The sequence below is a fragment of the Pseudomonas sp. PS01299 genome (assembly GCF_029960145.1).
GTDB classification, from domain to species: Bacteria; Pseudomonadota; Gammaproteobacteria; order Pseudomonadales; family Pseudomonadaceae; genus Aquipseudomonas; species Aquipseudomonas putida_A.
Window position 1 is genome coordinate 1 of record NZ_JASCPO010000051.1, and the last position, 18,892, is coordinate 18,892.

Genomic DNA, 18,892 nt, shown 5'->3' on the forward strand with positions numbered 1-18,892 from the left:
GGGCTTGCTCGCGAAGGCGTTGGATCAGCCAATACATGTGCTGAATGTCAGACCGCTTTCGCGAGCAAGCCCGCTCCCACAAGGGGACTACGACAACTTTCAGATTTGCAGGAAGACTGATGGACCGCCTCGCCGCCATGGAAACCTTCGTCTACGTGGTCGAAACCGGCTCCTTTTCCGCCGCCGCCCGACGCCTGAATATCGGCCAGCCCGCCGTGTCGAAAACCATCGCTCAGTTGGAAAAACGCCTGGCGGTCAGCCTGTTGCTGCGCTCGACTCGCGGCCTGACCCCGACCGAAGCCGGACTCGCGTTTTTCGAACGGGCCAGGCGTGCCATTGATGAAGCCAACGAAGCCGATAACGCCGCCCGTGGCAGCGCCAGCGGTTTAAGCGGCAACCTGCGGATCAGCGCGGCGGTGACTTTCGGTCGCCTGCACGTCGTGCCGCAGCTGGGGCCGTTTCTCGAGCAGCATCCACAGCTGAACATCGACCTGATGCTCGATGATCGCAACATCAATCTGGTCGAAGAAGGTATCGACGTCGCCCTGCGCATGGGCCCGCTCAGCGACTCCAGCCTCACCGTGCGTAAAATCGCCGACTGTCGCCGCGTAGTGCTCGGCACCCCGGCCTACTTCGCCCGCCACGGCGAGCCGAGCTGCCCTGCCGATTTGGATAAGCATCAAGGCATCGTCTACAACCTCAGCGGCGGCGCCACCTGGATCTTCACCCAGGGCAGCGAACAACAGACGCAAACCCTGACCGGCCGCCTGCGGGTCAGCGCCGCCGAGGGTTTGCGTGCAGCCGTGCTGGCCGATCAGGGCCTGACCATCGCCTCGCAATGGATGTTCGCTCCGGAGCTGGCAAGCGGCGCGGTCAGGGCGGTGATGAGTGACTGGGTATTGCCGGATCAGGACTTGTGGGCGGTGTTTCCCACGGGGCGGATGGTCAGTGCGAAGGCGCGGGCGTTTGTGGATTATGTTCAGGGGTTGTTGACCAGCGGATTGTGAAAAACAGCTAATCAAAAGATCGCAGGCTTCGCCAGCTCCTACAGGGACATCATCAATGCCCGGCAACACACAAAAAAACGGCGATCCAGAGATCGCCGTTTTTCATTACTGCCCGAACTGTTTGCCCAATCCCGGCGGTACACCGTGGATATCGGTGTCTTCCCAAGGGCCGTTGGGGCTGACGGAGCGAGTCCAGCCGTTGTTCCAGCGGAAGTAGGTGCGCTGGCGGTAGAAGGTGTTGGTCTGGTCGTCGAGGACGTAGACGCCGAGTTTCTGGTCCCAGTGGCTGTTGCCGCCCGGTGGTGGGGCGAAGCTGGCTGAGGTGCGTGGGACTGGCTTGGACGGTTTGGCCGGGATGCTTTTGCCCGGAGTCGGCGAGGTCGACGGGGTCGGGCTCGGTTGTGACGGCGGGATCGGCGGCAGGTTGGTGGTCGGTTCCGGTCGGTGCACCGCACATGCGCTCATGCTCAAGGCCAATGTGATGACGGAGATGCGGGCGAGGCTGTGCATGGCGGTGCTTTCCTGTGGGTTCCGGGGTTATTTGTCCGGGCTGTCGATGGTCAGTGTTTGCGGCGCGGTGGTGCTGCTGGCCAGCGGGCCGCTGCGACCTACCCACTCCCCGGCGGTTGGCTGACCGGCGCGAGAGATGCGTGCAACCAGTTGGACTTCAGGAAAGTTCGACAGTTTCAACTGCGGCATCATGGCGTCGGCATCGCCCAGTTCGACAGTGACCGGCAGATCGGCCACGGTCAGACGCTTGGCCGCCAGCGGTGCCGGTGGGCCGGAAACGGCGCGGGCGAAGATGAACACGCTGTCGCCCGGTTGCACCTTGCCTTTGAGTTCGCTGGCCAGATCGACACGCACCTTGAGCAGTGCGGCAACCTTGGCGGCCGGCGCGGCGGCGACCTTGCCGCCACTGGCTTGCAGACGCTCGGTGGCTCGCTCGATCCCGCCCTGCAAGGCGGCGCGGGAGTTGTCGCCCTCTGGCAACTGCGCCAGCAACCGGTTCCAATAGTCGATTGCCTGCTGATAACGCTCGCCCTCGAACGCGGCGATGCCGAGCAGGCCGAGGCTGGTGACTTCTTTCGGATCGGCTTTCAGCGCTTCATCGGTCAGGGCCTGGATCTTGTCCGACCACTTTTTACCGTCGGCGAAATACTGCGCCTGCGCCCACTGGCCGAGCAGCTCCGGCTGGCGACCGGCCAGGTTGGCGGCGCGTTCGAACATCTTGGCAGCGTCCGCCGGACGATCCTGGGCCATGTAGGTGCGCCCGAGGAAGTACAGGCCTTCCGCCGAATCCGGTTGCGCGGCGACGGCACGCTCCAGACGCCGGGTCATCTCTTCCATCGACTGCGGCGCCTGGGCGAATTCGCGGGTCAGTTCGACTTTATCGGCAGCACCGAAATGCAGGTACAGACCCAGGCCCAACACCGGCACCAGCACCGCTGCCAACAACGGCAACGGCTTGCCCAGTCTCGATACACGCGGTGCGGCAACGCCTTCGGTATCGGCGAGCAGCTCACGCGCAGCTTCCGCGCGACCGCTGTCCATTTGCGCGGCATCGAGTACGCCTTCAGCCTGCTGCGCTTGCAGCTCGGCCACGCGCTCCTGATACAGCGCCACGTTCAGGGCAGTTCGATCCTCTTCACGCTGGGCGCGACGGCCACGCAAAACCGGGATCAGCAGAAAACTCAGGGCGACCAGAAGCAACAGCCCTGCGGCAAGCCAGAAATCAATCATTCTTGGTTTTTATCCAACAGTTGGTCGAGGCGCTGACGCTCTTCGGTGGACAGCGATGGCGGGGTCTCGGTGCGGTGCGCGCGGCGTCGGCGAACGATCACTGCGATCACCACCAGACCACCGAACAACAGACCGGCCGGGCCGAACCACAGCAAGGCTGTCTTGGCATTGAGCGCCGGTTTGTAGCGGACGAAATCACCGTAGCGATCGACCATGAAGTCGATGATCTGCTGATTGTCCTTGCCCTCGCCGAGCATGCGGAAAATCTCTTTGCGCAGGTCGGCGGCAATCGGCGCGTTGGAGTCGGCGATGTCCTGGTTCTGGCACTTGGGGCAGCGCAGTTCCTTGGTCAGTTCACGAAAGCGCTCGCGATCACCTTCCTTGGCGAACTCGTAGGTGTCGATCGCGGCATGCGCCACACCGGCCAGACTCAGGCCCAAGACCACGGCAGCGATAAAGCGCTTCATGGCTTGGCCTCATCGACCAGCGCCTGATACTTGGCTGCGAGTTTTTCGCGCCAGACCTGCTCGTCGATCACACCCACGTACTTGTCGCGAATGACGCCCTTGGCGTCGATGAAGAAGGTTTCCGGTGCGCCGTACACGCCGAGGTTGAGGCCCAGCGAACCTTCGTCGTCACGAATATCCAGCAGGTACGGGTTGTGGAATTCGGCCAGCCACTTCAACGCATCGGCGTTGGTGTCCTTGTAGTTGATGCCGTAGATCACCACACCGCGTTCGGCCAGCTTGTTCAGCACCGGGTGCTCGACCCGGCAGGAAATGCACCAGGTGCCCCAGACGTTGACCAGCGCCGGTTTGCCGAGAATGTCAGCCTTGGTCAGGGTCTTGTTGCCCTGCACGTTCGGCAGAGTGAACTCCGGGAAAGGCTTGTTGATCATCGCCGACGGCAGCTCCGCCGGATCGAGGTACAGACCGCGATACAGAAACACCGCCACCAGCAGGAAAATCGCCAGGGGTACCAGCATCAACCAACGTCTCATGCAGCCGCTCCTTGCAGGCCGAGGGCTTCACGCACCCGGGCTTTGACCTTGACTCGATAACGCCGATCCAGCGCCGCCAGCAATCCGCCCAGACCGGTCAGCAGACCGCCGAACCAGATCCAGCGCACGAACGGTTTGACGTGAACCCGTACCGCCCACGCGCCGTTTTCCAGCGGCTCGCCCAGTGCAACGTAGAGATCGCGGGTGAAACCGGCGTCGATCCCGGCCTCGGTCATCATCGAACTCTGCACGGTGTACAGGCGCTTTTCCGGGTGCAGCACGCTGACTTCCTTGCCGTCGCGGATCACCCGGATGGTGCCCTTGTCGGAGGTGAAGTTCGGCCCTTCGAAGTGCTTGGCACCTTCGAACACAAACTGATAACCGGCCAGGGACATCGACTCGCCCGGCGCCAGACGCAGGTCGCGCTCGGCACTGTTCTGGCTCGACAGCACCACACCGAGCGCGCACACGGCGATACCGAGGTGAGCGATCTGCATGCCCCAGTAGCTGCGGGTCAGGGTTGGCAGGCCCTTGATCAGGCCTTTGTGGCGGGTTTTGTCGAAGATGTCGCGCACACCGGCCAGCAACACCCACGCGGCGAGCAGGAACGTGGCGATCACCGCCCAGTTGAAATCGCCGTAGGCGATACCGGCTACCACGGCCAATGCGACGCTGCCGAGCAACACCGGGGTCAGCATGTTCGCCAGCCACTTCACCGGGGTGTCTTTCCAGCGGACGATCACGCCAACCGCCATCACCAGCATCAGCAATGCCATCAGCGGAATGAACAGCGCGTTGAAATACGGCGGGCCTACTGACAGCTTGGCGCCGCTGATCGCATCAAGAATCAGCGGATACAGCGTGCCGAGCAGAATCATCGACGCGGCCACCACCAGCACCAGGTTGTTGCCCAGCAACAGGGTTTCCCGCGACCACAGGTTGAAGCCGACCTGGCTCTTGACCACCGGAGCGCGCAACGCAAACAGCGTCAGCGAACCGCCGACCACAAACAGCAGGAAGATCAGAATGAACACGCCGCGCTCAGGGTCCGAGGCAAACGCATGTACCGAAGTCAGCACGCCGGAGCGCACGAGGAACGTACCGAGCAGGCTCAACGAAAATGCGGCAATCGCCAGCAACACCGTCCAGCTCTTGAACACCCCACGTTTTTCCGTGACTGCCAGCGAGTGAATCAGCGCGGTGCCGACCAGCCATGGCATGAACGAGGCGTTTTCCACCGGGTCCCAGAACCACCAGCCGCCCCAGCCGAGTTCGTAGTAAGCCCACCACGAACCGAGGGTGATGCCGATGCCGAGGAAGGCCCAGGCGACAATCGTCCAAGGGCGCGACCAGCGTGCCCAGGCGGCGTCGAGACGACCACCGAGCAGTGCGGCAATGGCGAAGGCGAACGCCACCGAGAAGCCGACGTACCCCATGTAGAGCATCGGCGGATGCACAATCAGGCCGATGTCTTGCAGCAGCGGATTGAGGTCACGACCGTCGGCCGGAATCTGCGGCAGGATCCGCGAGAACGGGTTGGAGGTGAGGATCAGAAACAACAGGAAACCGGTGCTGATCATGCCCATCACCGCCAGTACGCGAGCGAGCATGACTTGCGGCAACTGCCGGGAAAACACCGACACGGCGAAGGTCCAGCCACCGAGGATCAACGCCCACAGCAGCAGCGAACCTTCGTGGGCGCCCCACACCGCGCTGAACTTGTAATACCACGGCAAGGCGCTGTTGGAGTTCATCGCGACATAACCGACCGAGAAATCGTCGGTCATGAACGCGTAGGTCAGGCAACCGAAGGCAAACAGCAGGAACGCAAACTGACCCCACGCCGCCGGCTGGGCCAGGCCCATCCACATGCGGTCACCGCGCCACGCACCGAACAGCGGCACCACGGCCTGCACCAGCGCAAAACACAGCGCCAGAATCATCGCCAGATGGCCGAGCTCGGGAATAAACAGTGCAGAAGTCATCGATCAACCCTCCTTCGCTTGGGTCGGTGCCGATTGACCACTGTCTTTCAGCGCTTTGGTCACTTCCGGCGGCATGTACTTCTCGTCGTGCTTGGCCAGCACTTCATCGGCCACCACCACGCCGTCGGCGTTGAGTTTGCCCAGAGCGACGATGCCCTGCCCTTCGCGGAACAGATCCGGGAGGATCCCGCGGTAGGTAATGGTCACGGCTTTGTTGAAGTCGGTGACAACGAATTTGACGTCCAGCGAGTCCGGCGAACGCTGCAGCGAGCCCTTCTCGACCATGCCGCCGGCGCGGATGCGCGTGTCGTGCGGCGCTTCACCGTTGGCGATCTGGGTCGGCGTGTAAAACAGGTTGATGTTTTCCTGCAGGGCGCTCAGGGCCAGGCCGACGGCAGCGCCGACCCCGACCAGGATCGCCAGAATGATGGTCAGACGTTTTTTGCGCAGCGGATTCACTTGCCGTTCTCCCGGCGCAGACGACGCGCCTCTTGTTGCAGATAGCGCTTGCGGGCCGCGATCGGTGCGACCACGTTGAGGATCAGCACCGCCAGACAGATACCGTAGGCCGACCAGACATACAGGCCATGGTGGCCCATGGCGAGGAAGTCGCCGAATGAAGCAAAACTCATCGCGCGGCCTCCAGGCTGTTCTGCACTTCTTCTTTGACCCAACTGGCGCGGGCTTCGCGCTTGAGCACTTCAAGGCGCATGCGCAACAACAGCACGGCGCCGAAGAAACAGTAGAAACCCAGCACCGTCAGCAACAGCGGCAGCCACATTTCCGCGGGCATCGCCGGTTTCTCAGTGAGGGTGAAGGTCGCGCCCTGGTGCAGGGTGTTCCACCACTCCACCGAGTATTTGATGATCGGGATGTTGATCACCCCGACGATCGCCAGTACCGCGCAGGCCTTGGCGGCGCTGTCACGGTTGCTGATGGCATTGCCCAGCGCAATCACCCCGAAATACAGGAACAGCAGAATCAGCATCGACGTCAGCCGCGCATCCCAGACCCACCACGAGCCCCAGGTCGGCTTGCCCCAGATCGCCCCGGTGACCAGCGCCACGGCGGTCATCCACGCGCCGATCGGCGCCGCGCATTGCAGGGCGACGTCGGCCAGTTTCATTTTCCACACCAGCCCGACCACGCCGCACACCGCCAGCATCACGTAGATCGACTGCGCCAGCATTGCCGCCGGCACGTGAATATAGATGATGCGGAAGCTGTTGCCCTGCTGATAATCCGGCGGCGCGAAGGCCAGGCCCCAGACGACGCCAACGCTGATCAGCAGCAACGCGGCAATGCTCAGCCACGGCAGAAACCGGCTGCTGATGCCGTAGAACCACTTGGGCGAGCCGAGCTTGTGAAACCAGGTCCAGTTCATACTGTTTCCATCACGGGTGCCGCTCATCGGTGTGAGCAGTCTCAGGGTCTTTGCTGGTTAAATTTTAACCAGACCTCATTATTCGCCGACGCTGATCTTCAGGCCAGCAGCTATTGCAAAAGGTGTCAGGGTGATCGCCAGGGCGGTCAGGCTACCCAGCCACAGCAGATACCCGGTCGCCGGCATGCCTTGCAAGGCGGCCTGCAAGGCGCCACTGCCAAGGATCAACACCGGGATGTACAACGGCAGAATCAGCAACGCCAGCAACAGGCCGCCGCGTTTCAAACCAACCGTCAGCGCCGCGCCCACCGCACCGAGCAAGCTCAGAACCGGTGTACCCAGCAGCAACGACAACAGCAACACCGGCAGGCAGGCGACCGGCAAACCGAGCATCAACGCCAGCAACGGCGAGAGCAGAACCAGTGCCAGTCCCGAGAACAACCAGTGTGCCAGCACCTTGGCCAGCACCAGTAGGGGCAGCGGGTGCGGCGAAAGGACCCACTGTTCCAGGGAGCCATCTTCGAAATCACTGCGAAACAATCCGTCCAGCGACAGCAGGACCGACAACAGCGCGGCCACCCAGACTAACCCCGGGGACAGGTTTTGCAAGACTTGAGTTTCCGGGCCGACGGCCAGCGGGAACATGGCGATGACGATGGCGAAGAAAATCAGCGGATTGGCCAGTTCCGCCGGGCGACGAAACAGCAAACGGGACTCACGGGCAACCAGCAGGCCGAACACACTCATACTGCCCAGTTCCCCAGATCGATATCGCGATAACCGGCCGGCATCCGGCTCAGTGTGTGGTGCGTGGTCAGAACCACCAGACCGCCGCGCTCGCAGTGCCCGGCCAAGTGTTCTTCAAGCTGCGCCACGCCCTGTTTGTCGAGCGCGGTGAACGGCTCGTCGAGAATCCACAGCGGCGGGCTGTCCAGATACAGCCGCGCCAGCGCCACGCGGCGTTGCTGACCGGCGGACAGGGTGTGGCAGGGAACATCTTCGAATCCGCGCAATCCTACGGCTGCCAGCGCCTGCCAGATCGCCTCGCGTCCGGCAGGCCGATGCAGGGCGCAGAGCCAGGACAGGTTCTCTTCCGGGGTCAGCAGGTCCTTGATCCCGGCAGCGTGGCCGATCCACAACAGGTTGCGCGCCAGTTCGCTCGGTTGTGCAGTCAAGGGCTGGCCGTTGAGCAGCACTTGACCGCTGGTCGGCTGCATCAACCCGGACAACAGACGCAGCAGGCTGGTCTTGCCGCTGCCGTTGGGGCCGCTGATCTGCACCATATCGCCACTGGCCAGTCGCAATTCGAGATTTTCGAAGAGCAGTCGCAGGTCTCGCTCACAGGCAAGGGCAACGGTTTGCAGGACAGGACTGGTCAAGGGATCACGGGCCTTATACGGTTCAAGTCGGCTCTGGCGCGGCCGTTAAAGAGATGCAGGATAAATGCAATGACGGTGCGAACCAGAGAGCTGGATCAAACAATTGCTATGTTTTCTGAACGAAGCGCAAGACGCGCGGCATTATACATGCCGTGCCTTACTCCCAAGAGCGCAATTTCCTCAGGTTGTGTCCGCGTATGACAGGCGAAATGAACATCCTCCCGCTGCCGCCCGCCACCCCGGCGAACACGCGCCCGCTGGTGATGAGCGGTGAGTTGCTCAAGCTGCTGACCCCGGTCGAAGGCCTGATCGGCGCCGGGCAAAGCGCCCAGGCCGAGGTGTTGTCACTCAAGCAGGCGGATCAGACCTTTCAACTGCTGCTCAAGGTGACCGTCGACGGCGGCCGGCAGACCACCGTGCAAGCCAGCAGCAACCTGCCGTTGCCGACCGGCACCAACCTGGCCGTCACTCAGCCGTCGGCGGGCAATCTGGCGATCACCGTGCAACAGGCGATTGCCAGCAGCGTCGCCGCCCTCACCCGCATCGACACCGCGCAGTTGCCGGTCGGCACGCTGCTGCAAGGCAAGGTGCTGACCTCGCAGACACTGCCGCAAGTGCCGGGACAGCCGACGGTGTACCGCTCGCTGGTGAGCCTGCTCAACACCGCGCAGAGCGGCGCCACACTGGACATCGACAGCCCGACGCCACTGCGCATCGGCACCCTGCTCTCGGCACTGGTCGAAGACTCGCAAACCCTCAAGTTCGTGCCGCTGAGCAGCCGCCAGGAGCAATTGGCGGTAAGCCAGCAACTGCTCGGCCAGCAGAGCCGCCAAGGTTCGCTGGACGGTTTGCTCAATGCTCTGCAAAACCTGCCGAGCGACGACGAGCAGACCTCGCAGGACCTGCGCGCTGCCGTCACGCGCCTGCTCGCCAACCTGCCCGATGTGCAGCAAATGAGCACCGCCAAAGGCGTGGCGCTGGCCCTGGCCAACAGCGGTGCCTTCCTCGAAGCCAAATTGCTGACCGGAGAGAATCCGGCGCTGGCCCCGGACATGAAAGCCGATCTGCTCAAGCTGATCGCGCAACTGTCCCCGGGTGCGCCGGGCAATGCCAGTTTCAACGCGATAATCGCTGCCAACACCCTGGCGCAAGCACTGCCGAGCTTCGTGCGCAACGCCCTCGGCACCCTCGGTCAGGTCAGCGCCAAACCGCTGCCCAGCAGTTTCCCGCTGCCCGACCGCCTGCTGCAAAGCCTCGACGGCGAAGGCGATCTTGAACATCTGCTGCGCCTCGCCGCGGCAGCCGTGTCGCGTCTGCAAAGCCATCAGCTGTCGAGCCTGGAACAGACCGGTGTCACCGATGACGGCCGTTTGCTCAGCACCTGGCAGCTGGAAATCCCCATGCGCAACCTGCAGGACATCGTGCCGTTGCAGGTCAAGTTTCAGCGCGAAGAAGCGCCGGAAAGAGAACCGCAACCCAACGAACGCCGTGACGAACGCGAACCCAAACAGCAGCTGTGGCGCGTCGACCTGGCGTTCGACATGGAGCCGTTGGGGCCGATGCAGATTCAGGCGCAGTTGATTGCCGGCAGCCTGTCGAGTCAGCTCTGGGCCGAACGCCCGTACACCGCCGACCTGATCGAAACCAATCTGTTCGCCCTGCGTCAGCGCCTGCTCGATCGCGGCCTGAATGTCGGCGATCTCGATTGCCACCTCGGCACCCCGCCGCAAGGCAACCAAACCCGCCTCGAACATCGCTGGGTCGACGAAACCGCATGAACGATTCCACTGCTCCACGCCAGGCCATCGCCCTCAAATACGACGGCAACCACGCCCCGACCCTCACCGCCAAGGGCGACGAGGAACTGGCGGAAGAAATCCTGCGCATCGCCCGCGACTGTGAAGTGCCGATCTATGAAAACGCCGAGCTGGTGCGGCTGTTGGCGCGAATGGAACTGGGCGACAGCATCCCCGAGGAGCTGTACCGCACGATCGCCGAGATCATCGCGTTCGCGTGGAATCTGAAGGGGAAATTCCCCGAGGGACAGGACCCGGATGCGCCGATGGTCGAGAAGGACGTTACCGAACGCGGGGCTGATTACTAGGCCGCGCCGAATACAGGCTCAAGTGCACGCGTCCTCGCTCGACATTCAATTCAAGCGCGCTCGCCACTGCAGGTTCGCCCATTCAAACCGTGGTGAACGTCCATAATCCTTGATCTCGAGGGGCATACCTTGCTCGGACAGATTCAGTGCCTTGAAGCCGATTTTCCCGATTCGCCAGTAATACTCATGCACGGGATCGTTGACGCGATAGGGAAGCAGGATCTGCCTGCCCGTCCCCAGCCCATAAGGCCGCACGTCGGCCCAATTAAGCACGCTCGTCTCGAAAGCCGGAGACGAAGGCTCTTCGAACTCTCCGCCGCCAAGATTTGCGACTTTCCAGAAATTGATATCACTACCGTCTGATCGAGCGTGCAGCACCCATACATCGGTCAGTTTGGTAATCGGCGAATCCAGCACTGCGGTCTTTGAACGCGCAGAATAAAAGCCCGGCAACTCCAAGGCTTTCTCAAAATCCAGAGAACGGCCGCTACTCCTGTAGGTGAGCAGCTTCAAGAACTGTGCACTTGAATCAACAGCGAGCACATCATCTTTGCCATCGTTGTCCAGCCTGGCGCTGTAGAAGTGGGCCGGCAATGGGTTTTTTCGGGCATCTCCCCAGTGAGCAGGAACGCCCAGACTCGCCCCTTTATTCTCCATCAGCCAGAAATCGGACACTGTGTTATTCAGGGTTTGCACGATCAACACATCTTGCTTGCCGACGCCTCTGAAGTCGCCAGCCAGATATTGCTGAGCTTGCCGGTAGGCATGCCCTTGCGGAACCGAACGCCAGATAACCGGATCAGCAAAATGCCCGCCTTCATTCTTCAATAGCCTGAAAATGGTTTCGTCAGCGTTTCCGGGCGATATCGCCATCAGATCAGCCTTGCCGTCACCTGTGAAATCCGCCAGCAGATAGCGCGTAGTGTCGTAGCAAAGGGCTGTAGCGCACCCGGAATCAAAAGAGTCTGGATCAAATGGACGTCTGTCCTCATACCATTTCTCGGATGCAATCGCGTCTGCGTCCAGCGACGTGACCCAAATATCGACACCTGGATCATCCTGCCGGCGCTGCACTTGTACCGTCCGGTTCGTCCCGTCACCGATGACATCCCCCGTCAGCGCCACTTCCATCGAATCATTGCTGTCGATGTTATCGATGCTGCGCACCCACAACGTAGAACCCGCAAACTCCCTGCAATCCGCTATCAAGCTCGGCTGTACTCCGTCCAGGCATTGCCCCTGCACTCCGGGAACATAGATTTTCCCGAAATCCCACGGAGTCCAGTGTTGAGAGGGCTCATTGCTTTCACATGCGCGTTCGATCAATTGGCCATTCTGACGCGCTATGCAATGGCCAGAGGCTGTTTTCAGCAGTGCAACTCCCCTGCTCGCGCCGACTGCAATGTCGGAGGGCACAAACGCCCAGCGCTGGTCAGCGTCTGGCTCACATCCATCCAGTGTCACCTGCTGCCCCAATCCATTGGCAACCAGGCACTGTTGCGTCTGGAAATTGACTAGCGGTCTGAAAGGGATATTGACCAGTGGCCCGGCGGCGTGAGCATGGCTGAGCGTGAAATTGAGTCGCGCCACCCAATTGCCATTCCAGGTGGCTTCACTGTACGCACTGCTGACTGACTCAGCCCCTTCAAAATGAAAGTAACTGGCGACAACATGCCGTTTCGCCTGCACCGCTGCCGGGTCCACGTTAGGAGCGACGGCCGCCGAGGGATAGGTCTCGTGATAAACCACCGGGATATCTGCACTGATCCCGCGCAAGGCCAGGCGCGTCAAACGTGCCGAATAAATATGGTCAGGATGCTCCGTGTACGGGACGGTGTCCGGATTGAGTGCATACACCCGGGTGGCTCCTTCATTGACGATCAGCTCAGTCAAGAGCTGCACAAAAGATGTTCGACTGTAGAGGTTTACCGGACCTGAAGCCGAGTCCAGATAGGGCCAACTCCGAACAGTTTTATCGAGGTCGAGCAAATCGGCCAGCGGCACATCTCCACCACGAACGTCCCCTCCCGGCACACGCAAAAATATGAGCTTCAATCCAGGTCGCTCATTGGCCTTGACGCTCATCACAATGGCTGAATCAGTGAATATCAGGTAAGGCGTCCACCCGATCGCAAAACCCAGCATTTTCTCATAGGCTTTTGTCGATGCGCTTTCGCGCTTCAGTACATAGTCGAAGCCGGCGCCAGAACTGCCACCGTTCATGAAGATACTGGTCACACAGCCGCCGGCAGCCAGAACTTGCGAAATCCGCGGATCAATAAACAGCAGATCGTCGTCCATATGCGCAACGACATTGACCAGGTGGACACCGTGACAATTTTGCCGGTCGGCAATATTGACTTCTGGAGCGAACCTGCTGACTTGAGCCTGACAAGCCGTCAGGAGCAGCACGACTGCCAGCCACAGGGCGGCAACACCGGGTGACCGGACTTTTTTCACGCGCTCGATTCTGGCTGGCAAATGCATACCCACTCCACGATTGGCTGGATCGGTGAATTGGCGATCAGACGCGTCTGCCTGAAAAGCCGACGGGACTATCGCGAGTCACGAGCAGTGTGAGGAGCGATGAGCGAAATTCTCTACTGTCAGAAATAACAGTTCAGACAGACGGCCATGGGCGAATCAGGCAACAAAATCGAGCGCAAAAAAAATCGCCGGCATGACCGGCGATTCTTATTCAAATGACATGCCTCTACGCATATCAGCTTCTGTGCAGCTTGCGCATCAACTCCGCCTCAGCCTGGGTCAAGCCGCAGGACTGGGTCAGCTCATCGACGCTCGCGCCCATCCCCACCAGTTTCGCCGCCTGAGCGAACGACAGGCTCGACGGGTCGCGCTGTTCCAGCGCGACAATCTTGTCCGGCAACGGACCGACGACCGAGCGCAGCTCGTGCAGGGCTTCGCCCATGCGCACGTTGCCGTTCTGATAGTCGTCGACACGCTTGGCCAGGTCCTTGATGCGCTGATCACGCAGCGCGTCGCCCTGAGCCTGTTGCGCAGCGATTACCCGCTGCGCCTTGATGTACGCCAGAAACATTGCCAGCGTGCCTGCCCAGAAAAGGAACAGGACAATGACCGCAACCTCGAGAATCAATCAGATGCTCTCCAGTTCCGACCATTCTTCTTCGCTCATCATCTTGTCCAGCTCGACCAGGATCAGCAACTCGTTGTTCTTGTTGCACACGCCCTGGATGAACTTGGCCGACTCTTCGTTGCCGACGTTTGGCGCGGTCTCGATTTCCGACTGACGCAGGTAAACCACTTCGGCCACGCTGTCGACCATGATCCCGACCACTTGCTTGTCGGCTTCGATGATGACGATACGGGTGTTGTCGCTGATCTCGCCGCTGTTCAGGCCGAAGCGCTGACGGGTGTCGATCACGGTGACCACGTTACCGCGCAGGTTGATGATGCCCAGCACATAGCTTGGTGCACCCGGTACCGGCGCGATTTCGGTGTAACGCAGGACTTCCTGAACGCGCATCACGTTGATGCCGTAGGTTTCGTTGTCCAGCTTGAAGGTCACCCATTGCAGGATCGGATCTTCAGAACCTTTTGCATTCGTCGCCTGACTACTCATACCCTGACCCCTCGAAAAAACCGCACTGGGCGGTGTGTGTTCTGTGTGGAGGCATTGAAAAATGCCTTCGCCTGACTGTTATGTCGGCTGCTATGTCGATTTATGTAGCGGCTTGTGGCCGCCCAAGTGCTTTGCCCCGCCGCTGGCGATCAACTCGGCCAGCGCGGCTACATCAAGTAATGCACACATGTGCTCGATCACCGTGCCGGCAAGCCATGGCCGCTGACCCCGGTGACTTCTCCATTTGATTTCATTCGGGTCCAGGCGCAACGAACGGCTGACCTGATGCACCGCCAGGCCCCATTCGTAACCTTGTACCGAAATCACGTACTGCAGGCCCTGACGGAAGTCATCGCGATAGCGATCCGGCATGACCCAACGCGCCGTGTCCAACACTTTCAGATTGCCGGCCTGGCTCGGCAGAATCCCGAGGAACCATTCCGGCTGCCCGAACAGCGGCGTCAACTCGTGGCCGGCCAGCGAATAGATCGAACCGAGGCACACCAGCGGTACCGCCAGCGTCAGCCCGGCAACATCGAACAACAGGCATTCGAAGGCTTCCGAGGCCCAGGCCGGACGGCCATCGGTTTCCACCGGGGGCGGCGTGTTGCTCGGTGGCAGGTGCACTTCCACCACTGGCGGCACCAGCGTCTGTTCGACGGGTGCCGGTGCCACCGGCGCCGGTTCGGCCACGACCGGTTCCGGCGCGGTTTTCAGCAATTGGGTTTGCAGCAAAGGTGCGAGTGTCGAAACCGGCGCGCGTGGTGGCTCGGCTTCTTCGATCAACGCCACTGGAGCCTTGGCTAGCGGTGCGGCGGCAGGCGCGACAACCGGGGCGACAGGTTTGGCGGCTTTCTGCGCATCACGCGCCTGCTCTTCCAGTACCGCAGCCTGAAACTCGTCCAGCGCCGCAGCACTTTCGACCACCTCTACCGGCGCCTCGACCTGCACTTCCACTGGCGGCAACTCGTCAGGGATCTCCTGCAGCAAGCTGTCCAGATAGGACTGCAACGCCAGTTGCGGACGCGACGTCAGTTTGATCGGCCGATTCATGCTCAAGCCACCTGCGGAACAAGTTGTTGCGCCAGCAGATGCTTGAGCAGCGCGCGGTACGCCAGCACGCCACGACTCTTGCCGTCGAACTGCGAAGGCGTGACCCCGGCCCGGCTGGCGTCGCGCAGACGGGTATCGACCGGGATGTAACCCTGCCAGATCTCTTCCGGGAATTTGTCACGCAGCACGCGCAAGGTGCCCAGCGATGCTTGGGTGCGGCGGTCGAACAGGGTCGGCACGATGCTGAACGGCAGCGCCTGTTTGCGCGAGCGGTTGATCATCGCCAGGGTGTTGACCATGCGCTCCAGACCTTTGACGGCCAGGTGCTCGGTCTGCACCGGGATCACCAGTTGCTGGCTCGCGGCCAGAGCGTTGACCATCAGCACGCCGAGCAACGGCGGGCTGTCGATGATCGCGTAATCGAAGTCCTGCCACAGCTGCGCCAGACTCTTGGCGATCACCAGGCCCAGGCCACTCTGCCCCGGCGACTGGCGCTCGAGGGTGGCGAGTGCGGTACTCGACGGCAACAGGGAAATGCGTTCGTCGCTGGTCAACAGCAGCAACTGCCCGGGCAAGCCTTGCGGCACGCTGCCCTTGTGCAAAAACAGGTCGTAGTTGCTGTGTTCCAGGCTGTCGGGGTCGTAGCCGAAATAGCTGGTCATCGAGCCGTGCGGGTCGAGATCGACCACAACCACGCGCTTGCCCGCCTCCGCCAGCAATCCGGCTAAAGCGATGGAAGATGTGGTTTTACCGACACCACCCTTTTGATTGGCGACTGCCCAGACTCTCATTCGGTTCGTTCCTCCCGGCCGAGATGCTCGACCGAGACATAGCTCAGCGTATTAATGCGGGCGACGGAGAATTGACGGCACTCTCGCGTCCCGGCGTCTTGACCGGGGTCGGTGCAGTTTGTGTGCCAGCGCGCTTCAATGCCGCGTCCGGTTGCGCATTGGCGGTACCGGTACCGGTCAGACTGCGGCGCACATCGAGGTTGCGCGACACCACCAGCACCACACGACGATTCTTCGCCCGACCTTCGGCGGTGGCGTTGTTGGCCACCGGCTGAAACTCACCGTAACCCACCGAGGCCAGACGCCCGGGGTTGACGCCCTGCATCGCCAGCATGCGCACGATACTCGCCGAACGCGCCGAGGACAGTTCCCAGTTGGTCGGGTACTGCGCGGTGCGGATCGGCTGATCGTCGGTGAAGCCTTCGACGTGAATCGGGTTGTCGAACGGTTTGAGGATCGCCGCGACCTTGTCGATGATGTTGAACGCGATATCACTCGGCATTGCGTCGCCACTGCCGAACAACAGGCTGGAATTGAGTTCGATCTCGACCCACAACTCGTTGCCGCGCACGGTCATCTGGTTGGAAGCGATCAAGTCGCCGAACGCGGCACTGATGTCATCGGCAATGCTTTTCAGCGGATCGCTGGCCCCGGCGATACCGGCATCGACCTGCTCGCTGTCCTTGACCAGCGGCTTGGCCGGGGTCACGGTTTTCGGCCGTTCCTCACCGATCGGGATCGGCTTGAGCGAGCGATCGGAGTCAGTGAAAACCCCGATCAGCGCTTCGGAAATGACCTTGTACTTGCCTTCGTTGATCGACGAGATCGAGTACATCACCACGAAGAACGCGAACAACAACGTGATGAAATCCGCGTAGGACACGAGCCAGCGCTCGTGATTAACGTGTTCTTCCTGATGCCTGCGGCGAGCCATAGTCCATTACCCCCATCAATCCATGAAGCCCTGAAGCTTCAGCTCGATAGAGCGAGGGTTTTCACCTTCGGCGATCGACAAAATACCTTCCAACAACATTTCGCGATAACGCGACTGCCGCAACGCGATTGACTTGAGTTTGGCCGCCACCGGCAGCAACACCAGGTTGGCACTGGCCACGCCGTAGATGGTCGCGACGAATGCCACGGCAATACCGCTGCCCAATTGGGTCGGATCAGCGAGGTTGCCCATCACATGAATCAGGCCCATCACCGCACCGATGATGCCGATGGTCGGCGCATAGCCGCCCATGCTTTCGAAAACTTTGGCAGCCTCGATGTCGCGGGCTTCCTGGGTGTAGAAATCCACTTCGAGAATGCTGCGGATCGCTTCCGGCTCGGCGCCATCGACCAGCAGTTGCAGGCCCTTGCGCGAGTAGTTGTCCGGCTCGGCATCAGCGACGCCTTCCAGCCCGAGCAGGCCTTCCTTGCGTGCGGTAAGGCTCCAGTTGACCACCCGATCGATGCCGCCGGCCAGGTCCACCCGTGGTGGAAACAGGATCCAGGCGAGAATCTGCATGGCGCGCTTGAAGGCGCTCATCGGCGATTGCAACAGCGCGGCACCGATGGTGCCACCGAGCACGATCAGCGCCGCCGGGCCGTTGGCCAGCGCGCCGAGGTGGCCGCCTTCAAGGTAGTTGCCGCCGATGATGGCGACGAACGCCATGATGATCCCGATAAGGCTTAGAACATCCATCAGATACACGCCTCGACGATGTGCTTGCCGATGTCGTCCAGGCCGTAAACCGCGTCAGCCAGATCGGCTTTGACGATGGCCATCGGCATGCCGTAGATCACGCAACTGGCTTCGTCTTGCGCCCATACCGAGCTGCCGCCCTGCTTGAGCAGACGCGCGCCTTCGCGGCCGTCGGCGCCCATGCCGGTGAGGACCACCGCCAGAACTTTGTCACCGTAGGACTTGGCCGCAGAACCGAAGGTGATGTCCACGCACGGCTTGTAATTCAGACGCTCGTCGCCCGGGAGGATTTTCACCGCACCACGGCCGTCGATCATCATCTGCTTGCCACCCGGCGCCAGCAGCGCCAGGCCCGGACGCAGGATGTCGCCATCTTCGGCTTCCTTGACGCTGATGCGGCACAGCTTGTCCAGACGCTCGGCAAACGCCTTGGTGAACGCCGCGGGCATGTGCTGGATCAGCACGATCGGCGCCGGGAAGTTCGCCGGCAACTGGGTCAGCACCCGTTGCAGGGCAACCGGGCCGCCGGTCGAAGTCCCGATGGCAACCAGTTTGTAGGCTTTGCGTTTCGGTGCCGGCGACGACGCGCTGGCGGCTGGCGCACGCGCAGGTGCTGGAGCCGGACGCGTCGGAGCAGCAGCGCTGTGGCTGCTGAAACTCGAGGCCGTCGGGGCTGGCGCAGGCGTCGGTGCAGCGGCCGGAGCCGGCGCACTGTAGGCACTGAAACGACGATTGCTGCGCGAGATGCTGTGGACCTTCTCGCACAGCAGTTGCTTGACCTTCTCGGGGTTGCGCGAGATGTCTTCGAAATTCTTCGGCAGGAAATCCACCGCACCGGCGTCCAGCGCATCCAGGGTAACCCGGGCGCCTTCGTGCGTCAGCGAGGAGAACATCAACACCGGAGTCGGGCAGCGCTGCATGATGTGCCGCACCGCCGTGATGCCATCCATCATCGGCATCTCGTAGTCCATGGTGATCACGTCCGGCTTGAGGGCCAGGGCCTGATCGATCGCCTCTTTACCGTTGGTGGCCGTACCGACCACCTGGATGCTCGGATCCGCTGAAAGAATTTCCGAGACGCGGCGGCGGAAAAAACCCGAATCGTCCACCACCAGGACTTTGACTGCCATAAACACTCCATTAGGTGCAGCGGGACGT

General features: G+C 61.4%; 21 protein-coding genes. 3 read left to right on the plus strand and 18 right to left on the minus strand.

Annotated elements, in window-relative coordinates; translation table 11 throughout:
* Positions 1-119 precede the first annotated feature (119 nt).
* Positions 120-1,007: a LysR family transcriptional regulator gene (locus QMX91_RS11810; protein WP_282412748.1), complete on the plus strand. Its 888-nt coding sequence runs from the start codon at positions 120-122 to the stop codon at positions 1,005-1,007.
* A gap of 105 nt (positions 1,008-1,112) precedes the next feature.
* Here the strand turns inward: QMX91_RS11810 and QMX91_RS11815 are convergent, their stop codons facing one another.
* The 10 genes from QMX91_RS11815 to ccmA form a co-directional block, all read right to left on the minus strand.
* Positions 1,113-1,517: a hypothetical protein gene (locus tag QMX91_RS11815; RefSeq protein ID WP_096796244.1), complete on the minus strand. Its 405-nt coding sequence runs from the start codon at positions 1,515-1,517 to the stop codon at positions 1,113-1,115.
* Between the two features lie 27 nt (positions 1,518-1,544).
* Complete coding sequence (gene ccmI, locus QMX91_RS11820; RefSeq protein WP_027613932.1) at positions 1,545-2,747, minus strand: c-type cytochrome biogenesis protein CcmI; 1,203 nt, start codon at positions 2,745-2,747, stop codon at positions 1,545-1,547.
* Complete coding sequence (locus tag QMX91_RS11825; protein WP_225138002.1) at positions 2,744-3,214, minus strand: cytochrome c-type biogenesis protein; 471 nt, start codon at positions 3,212-3,214, stop codon at positions 2,744-2,746. The genes ccmI and QMX91_RS11825 overlap by 4 nt, the downstream gene beginning before the upstream one ends.
* Positions 3,211-3,747, minus strand: coding sequence for a DsbE family thiol:disulfide interchange protein (locus tag QMX91_RS11830; RefSeq protein WP_282412749.1), 537 nt, complete (start codon positions 3,745-3,747; stop codon positions 3,211-3,213). The genes QMX91_RS11825 and QMX91_RS11830 overlap by 4 nt, the downstream gene beginning before the upstream one ends.
* Positions 3,744-5,732, minus strand: a complete 1,989-nt coding sequence (locus tag QMX91_RS11835; RefSeq protein WP_282412750.1) for a heme lyase CcmF/NrfE family subunit — start codon at positions 5,730-5,732, stop codon at positions 3,744-3,746. Before QMX91_RS11835 ends, QMX91_RS11830 begins: the two co-directional genes overlap by 4 nt.
* 3 nt (positions 5,733-5,735) lie before the next feature.
* On the minus strand, positions 5,736-6,191 hold the full coding sequence (gene ccmE / locus QMX91_RS11840; protein ID WP_096796249.1) for a cytochrome c maturation protein CcmE: 456 nt from the start codon (positions 6,189-6,191) through the stop codon (positions 5,736-5,738).
* Positions 6,188-6,364 carry a heme exporter protein CcmD gene (gene ccmD, locus QMX91_RS11845; protein WP_003222944.1) on the minus strand — a complete coding sequence of 59 codons (177 nt, stop codon included), beginning with the start codon at positions 6,362-6,364 and terminating at the stop codon, positions 6,188-6,190. The genes ccmE and ccmD overlap by 4 nt, the downstream gene beginning before the upstream one ends.
* Positions 6,361-7,116, minus strand: coding sequence for a heme ABC transporter permease (locus QMX91_RS11850; RefSeq protein ID WP_003222943.1), 756 nt, complete (start codon positions 7,114-7,116; stop codon positions 6,361-6,363). Before QMX91_RS11850 ends, ccmD begins: the two co-directional genes overlap by 4 nt.
* Before the next feature lie 78 nt (positions 7,117-7,194).
* Complete coding sequence (ccmB, locus tag QMX91_RS11855) at positions 7,195-7,863, minus strand: heme exporter protein CcmB (RefSeq protein ID WP_282412751.1); 669 nt, start codon at positions 7,861-7,863, stop codon at positions 7,195-7,197.
* Positions 7,860-8,495 carry a cytochrome c biogenesis heme-transporting ATPase CcmA gene (gene ccmA / locus QMX91_RS11860; protein WP_027613927.1) on the minus strand — a complete coding sequence of 212 codons (636 nt, stop codon included), beginning with the start codon at positions 8,493-8,495 and terminating at the stop codon, positions 7,860-7,862. The genes ccmB and ccmA overlap by 4 nt, the downstream gene beginning before the upstream one ends.
* Before the next feature lie 197 nt (positions 8,496-8,692).
* Between ccmA and QMX91_RS11865 the strand changes: the two genes are divergently transcribed.
* Together QMX91_RS11865 and QMX91_RS11870 are read left to right on the plus strand one after the other, a co-directional pair.
* Positions 8,693-10,273: a flagellar hook-length control protein FliK gene (locus tag QMX91_RS11865; protein WP_223009256.1), complete on the plus strand. Its 1,581-nt coding sequence runs from the start codon at positions 8,693-8,695 to the stop codon at positions 10,271-10,273.
* A complete protein-coding gene (locus QMX91_RS11870; RefSeq protein WP_007961677.1) occupies positions 10,270-10,599 on the plus strand; it encodes an EscU/YscU/HrcU family type III secretion system export apparatus switch protein in 330 nt (109 codons plus the stop codon). The genes QMX91_RS11865 and QMX91_RS11870 overlap by 4 nt, the downstream gene beginning before the upstream one ends.
* A 45-nt stretch (positions 10,600-10,644) precedes the next feature.
* Here QMX91_RS11870 and QMX91_RS11875 read toward each other — a convergent pair whose 3' ends face one another.
* The 8 genes from QMX91_RS11875 to QMX91_RS11910 all read right to left on the minus strand — a co-directional run bounded on the left by QMX91_RS11875 (position 10,645) and on the right by QMX91_RS11910 (position 18,864).
* Entirely contained in the window at positions 10,645-13,086 is a 2,442-nt protein-coding gene (locus QMX91_RS11875) for a carbohydrate-binding protein (RefSeq protein ID WP_282412752.1), read from the minus strand.
* Positions 13,087-13,321: 235 nt separating this feature from the next.
* On the minus strand, positions 13,322-13,714 hold the full coding sequence (locus tag QMX91_RS11880) for a DUF2802 domain-containing protein (RefSeq protein ID WP_007961680.1): 393 nt from the start codon (positions 13,712-13,714) through the stop codon (positions 13,322-13,324).
* A complete protein-coding gene (locus QMX91_RS11885; protein WP_003222936.1) occupies positions 13,715-14,200 on the minus strand; it encodes a chemotaxis protein CheW in 486 nt (161 codons plus the stop codon).
* A gap of 90 nt (positions 14,201-14,290) precedes the next feature.
* Positions 14,291-15,253 (minus strand): CheW domain-containing protein, encoded by a 963-nt coding sequence (locus QMX91_RS11890; protein ID WP_134785758.1) that lies wholly within the window; start codon positions 15,251-15,253, stop codon positions 14,291-14,293.
* A gap of 2 nt (positions 15,254-15,255) precedes the next feature.
* A complete protein-coding gene (locus tag QMX91_RS11895) occupies positions 15,256-16,044 on the minus strand; it encodes a ParA family protein (protein ID WP_282412753.1) in 789 nt (262 codons plus the stop codon).
* 43 nt (positions 16,045-16,087) lie between these two features.
* A complete protein-coding gene (gene motD, locus QMX91_RS11900; RefSeq protein ID WP_003222931.1) occupies positions 16,088-16,978 on the minus strand; it encodes a flagellar motor protein MotD in 891 nt (296 codons plus the stop codon).
* Between the two features lie 15 nt (positions 16,979-16,993).
* Positions 16,994-17,734, minus strand: a complete 741-nt coding sequence (locus tag QMX91_RS11905; RefSeq protein WP_003222929.1) for a flagellar motor protein — start codon at positions 17,732-17,734, stop codon at positions 16,994-16,996.
* Positions 17,734-18,864 (minus strand): chemotaxis response regulator protein-glutamate methylesterase, encoded by a 1,131-nt coding sequence (locus tag QMX91_RS11910; RefSeq protein WP_139054103.1) that lies wholly within the window; start codon positions 18,862-18,864, stop codon positions 17,734-17,736. Before QMX91_RS11910 ends, QMX91_RS11905 begins: the two co-directional genes overlap by 1 nt.
* Between the last annotated feature and the right edge of the window lie 28 nt (positions 18,865-18,892).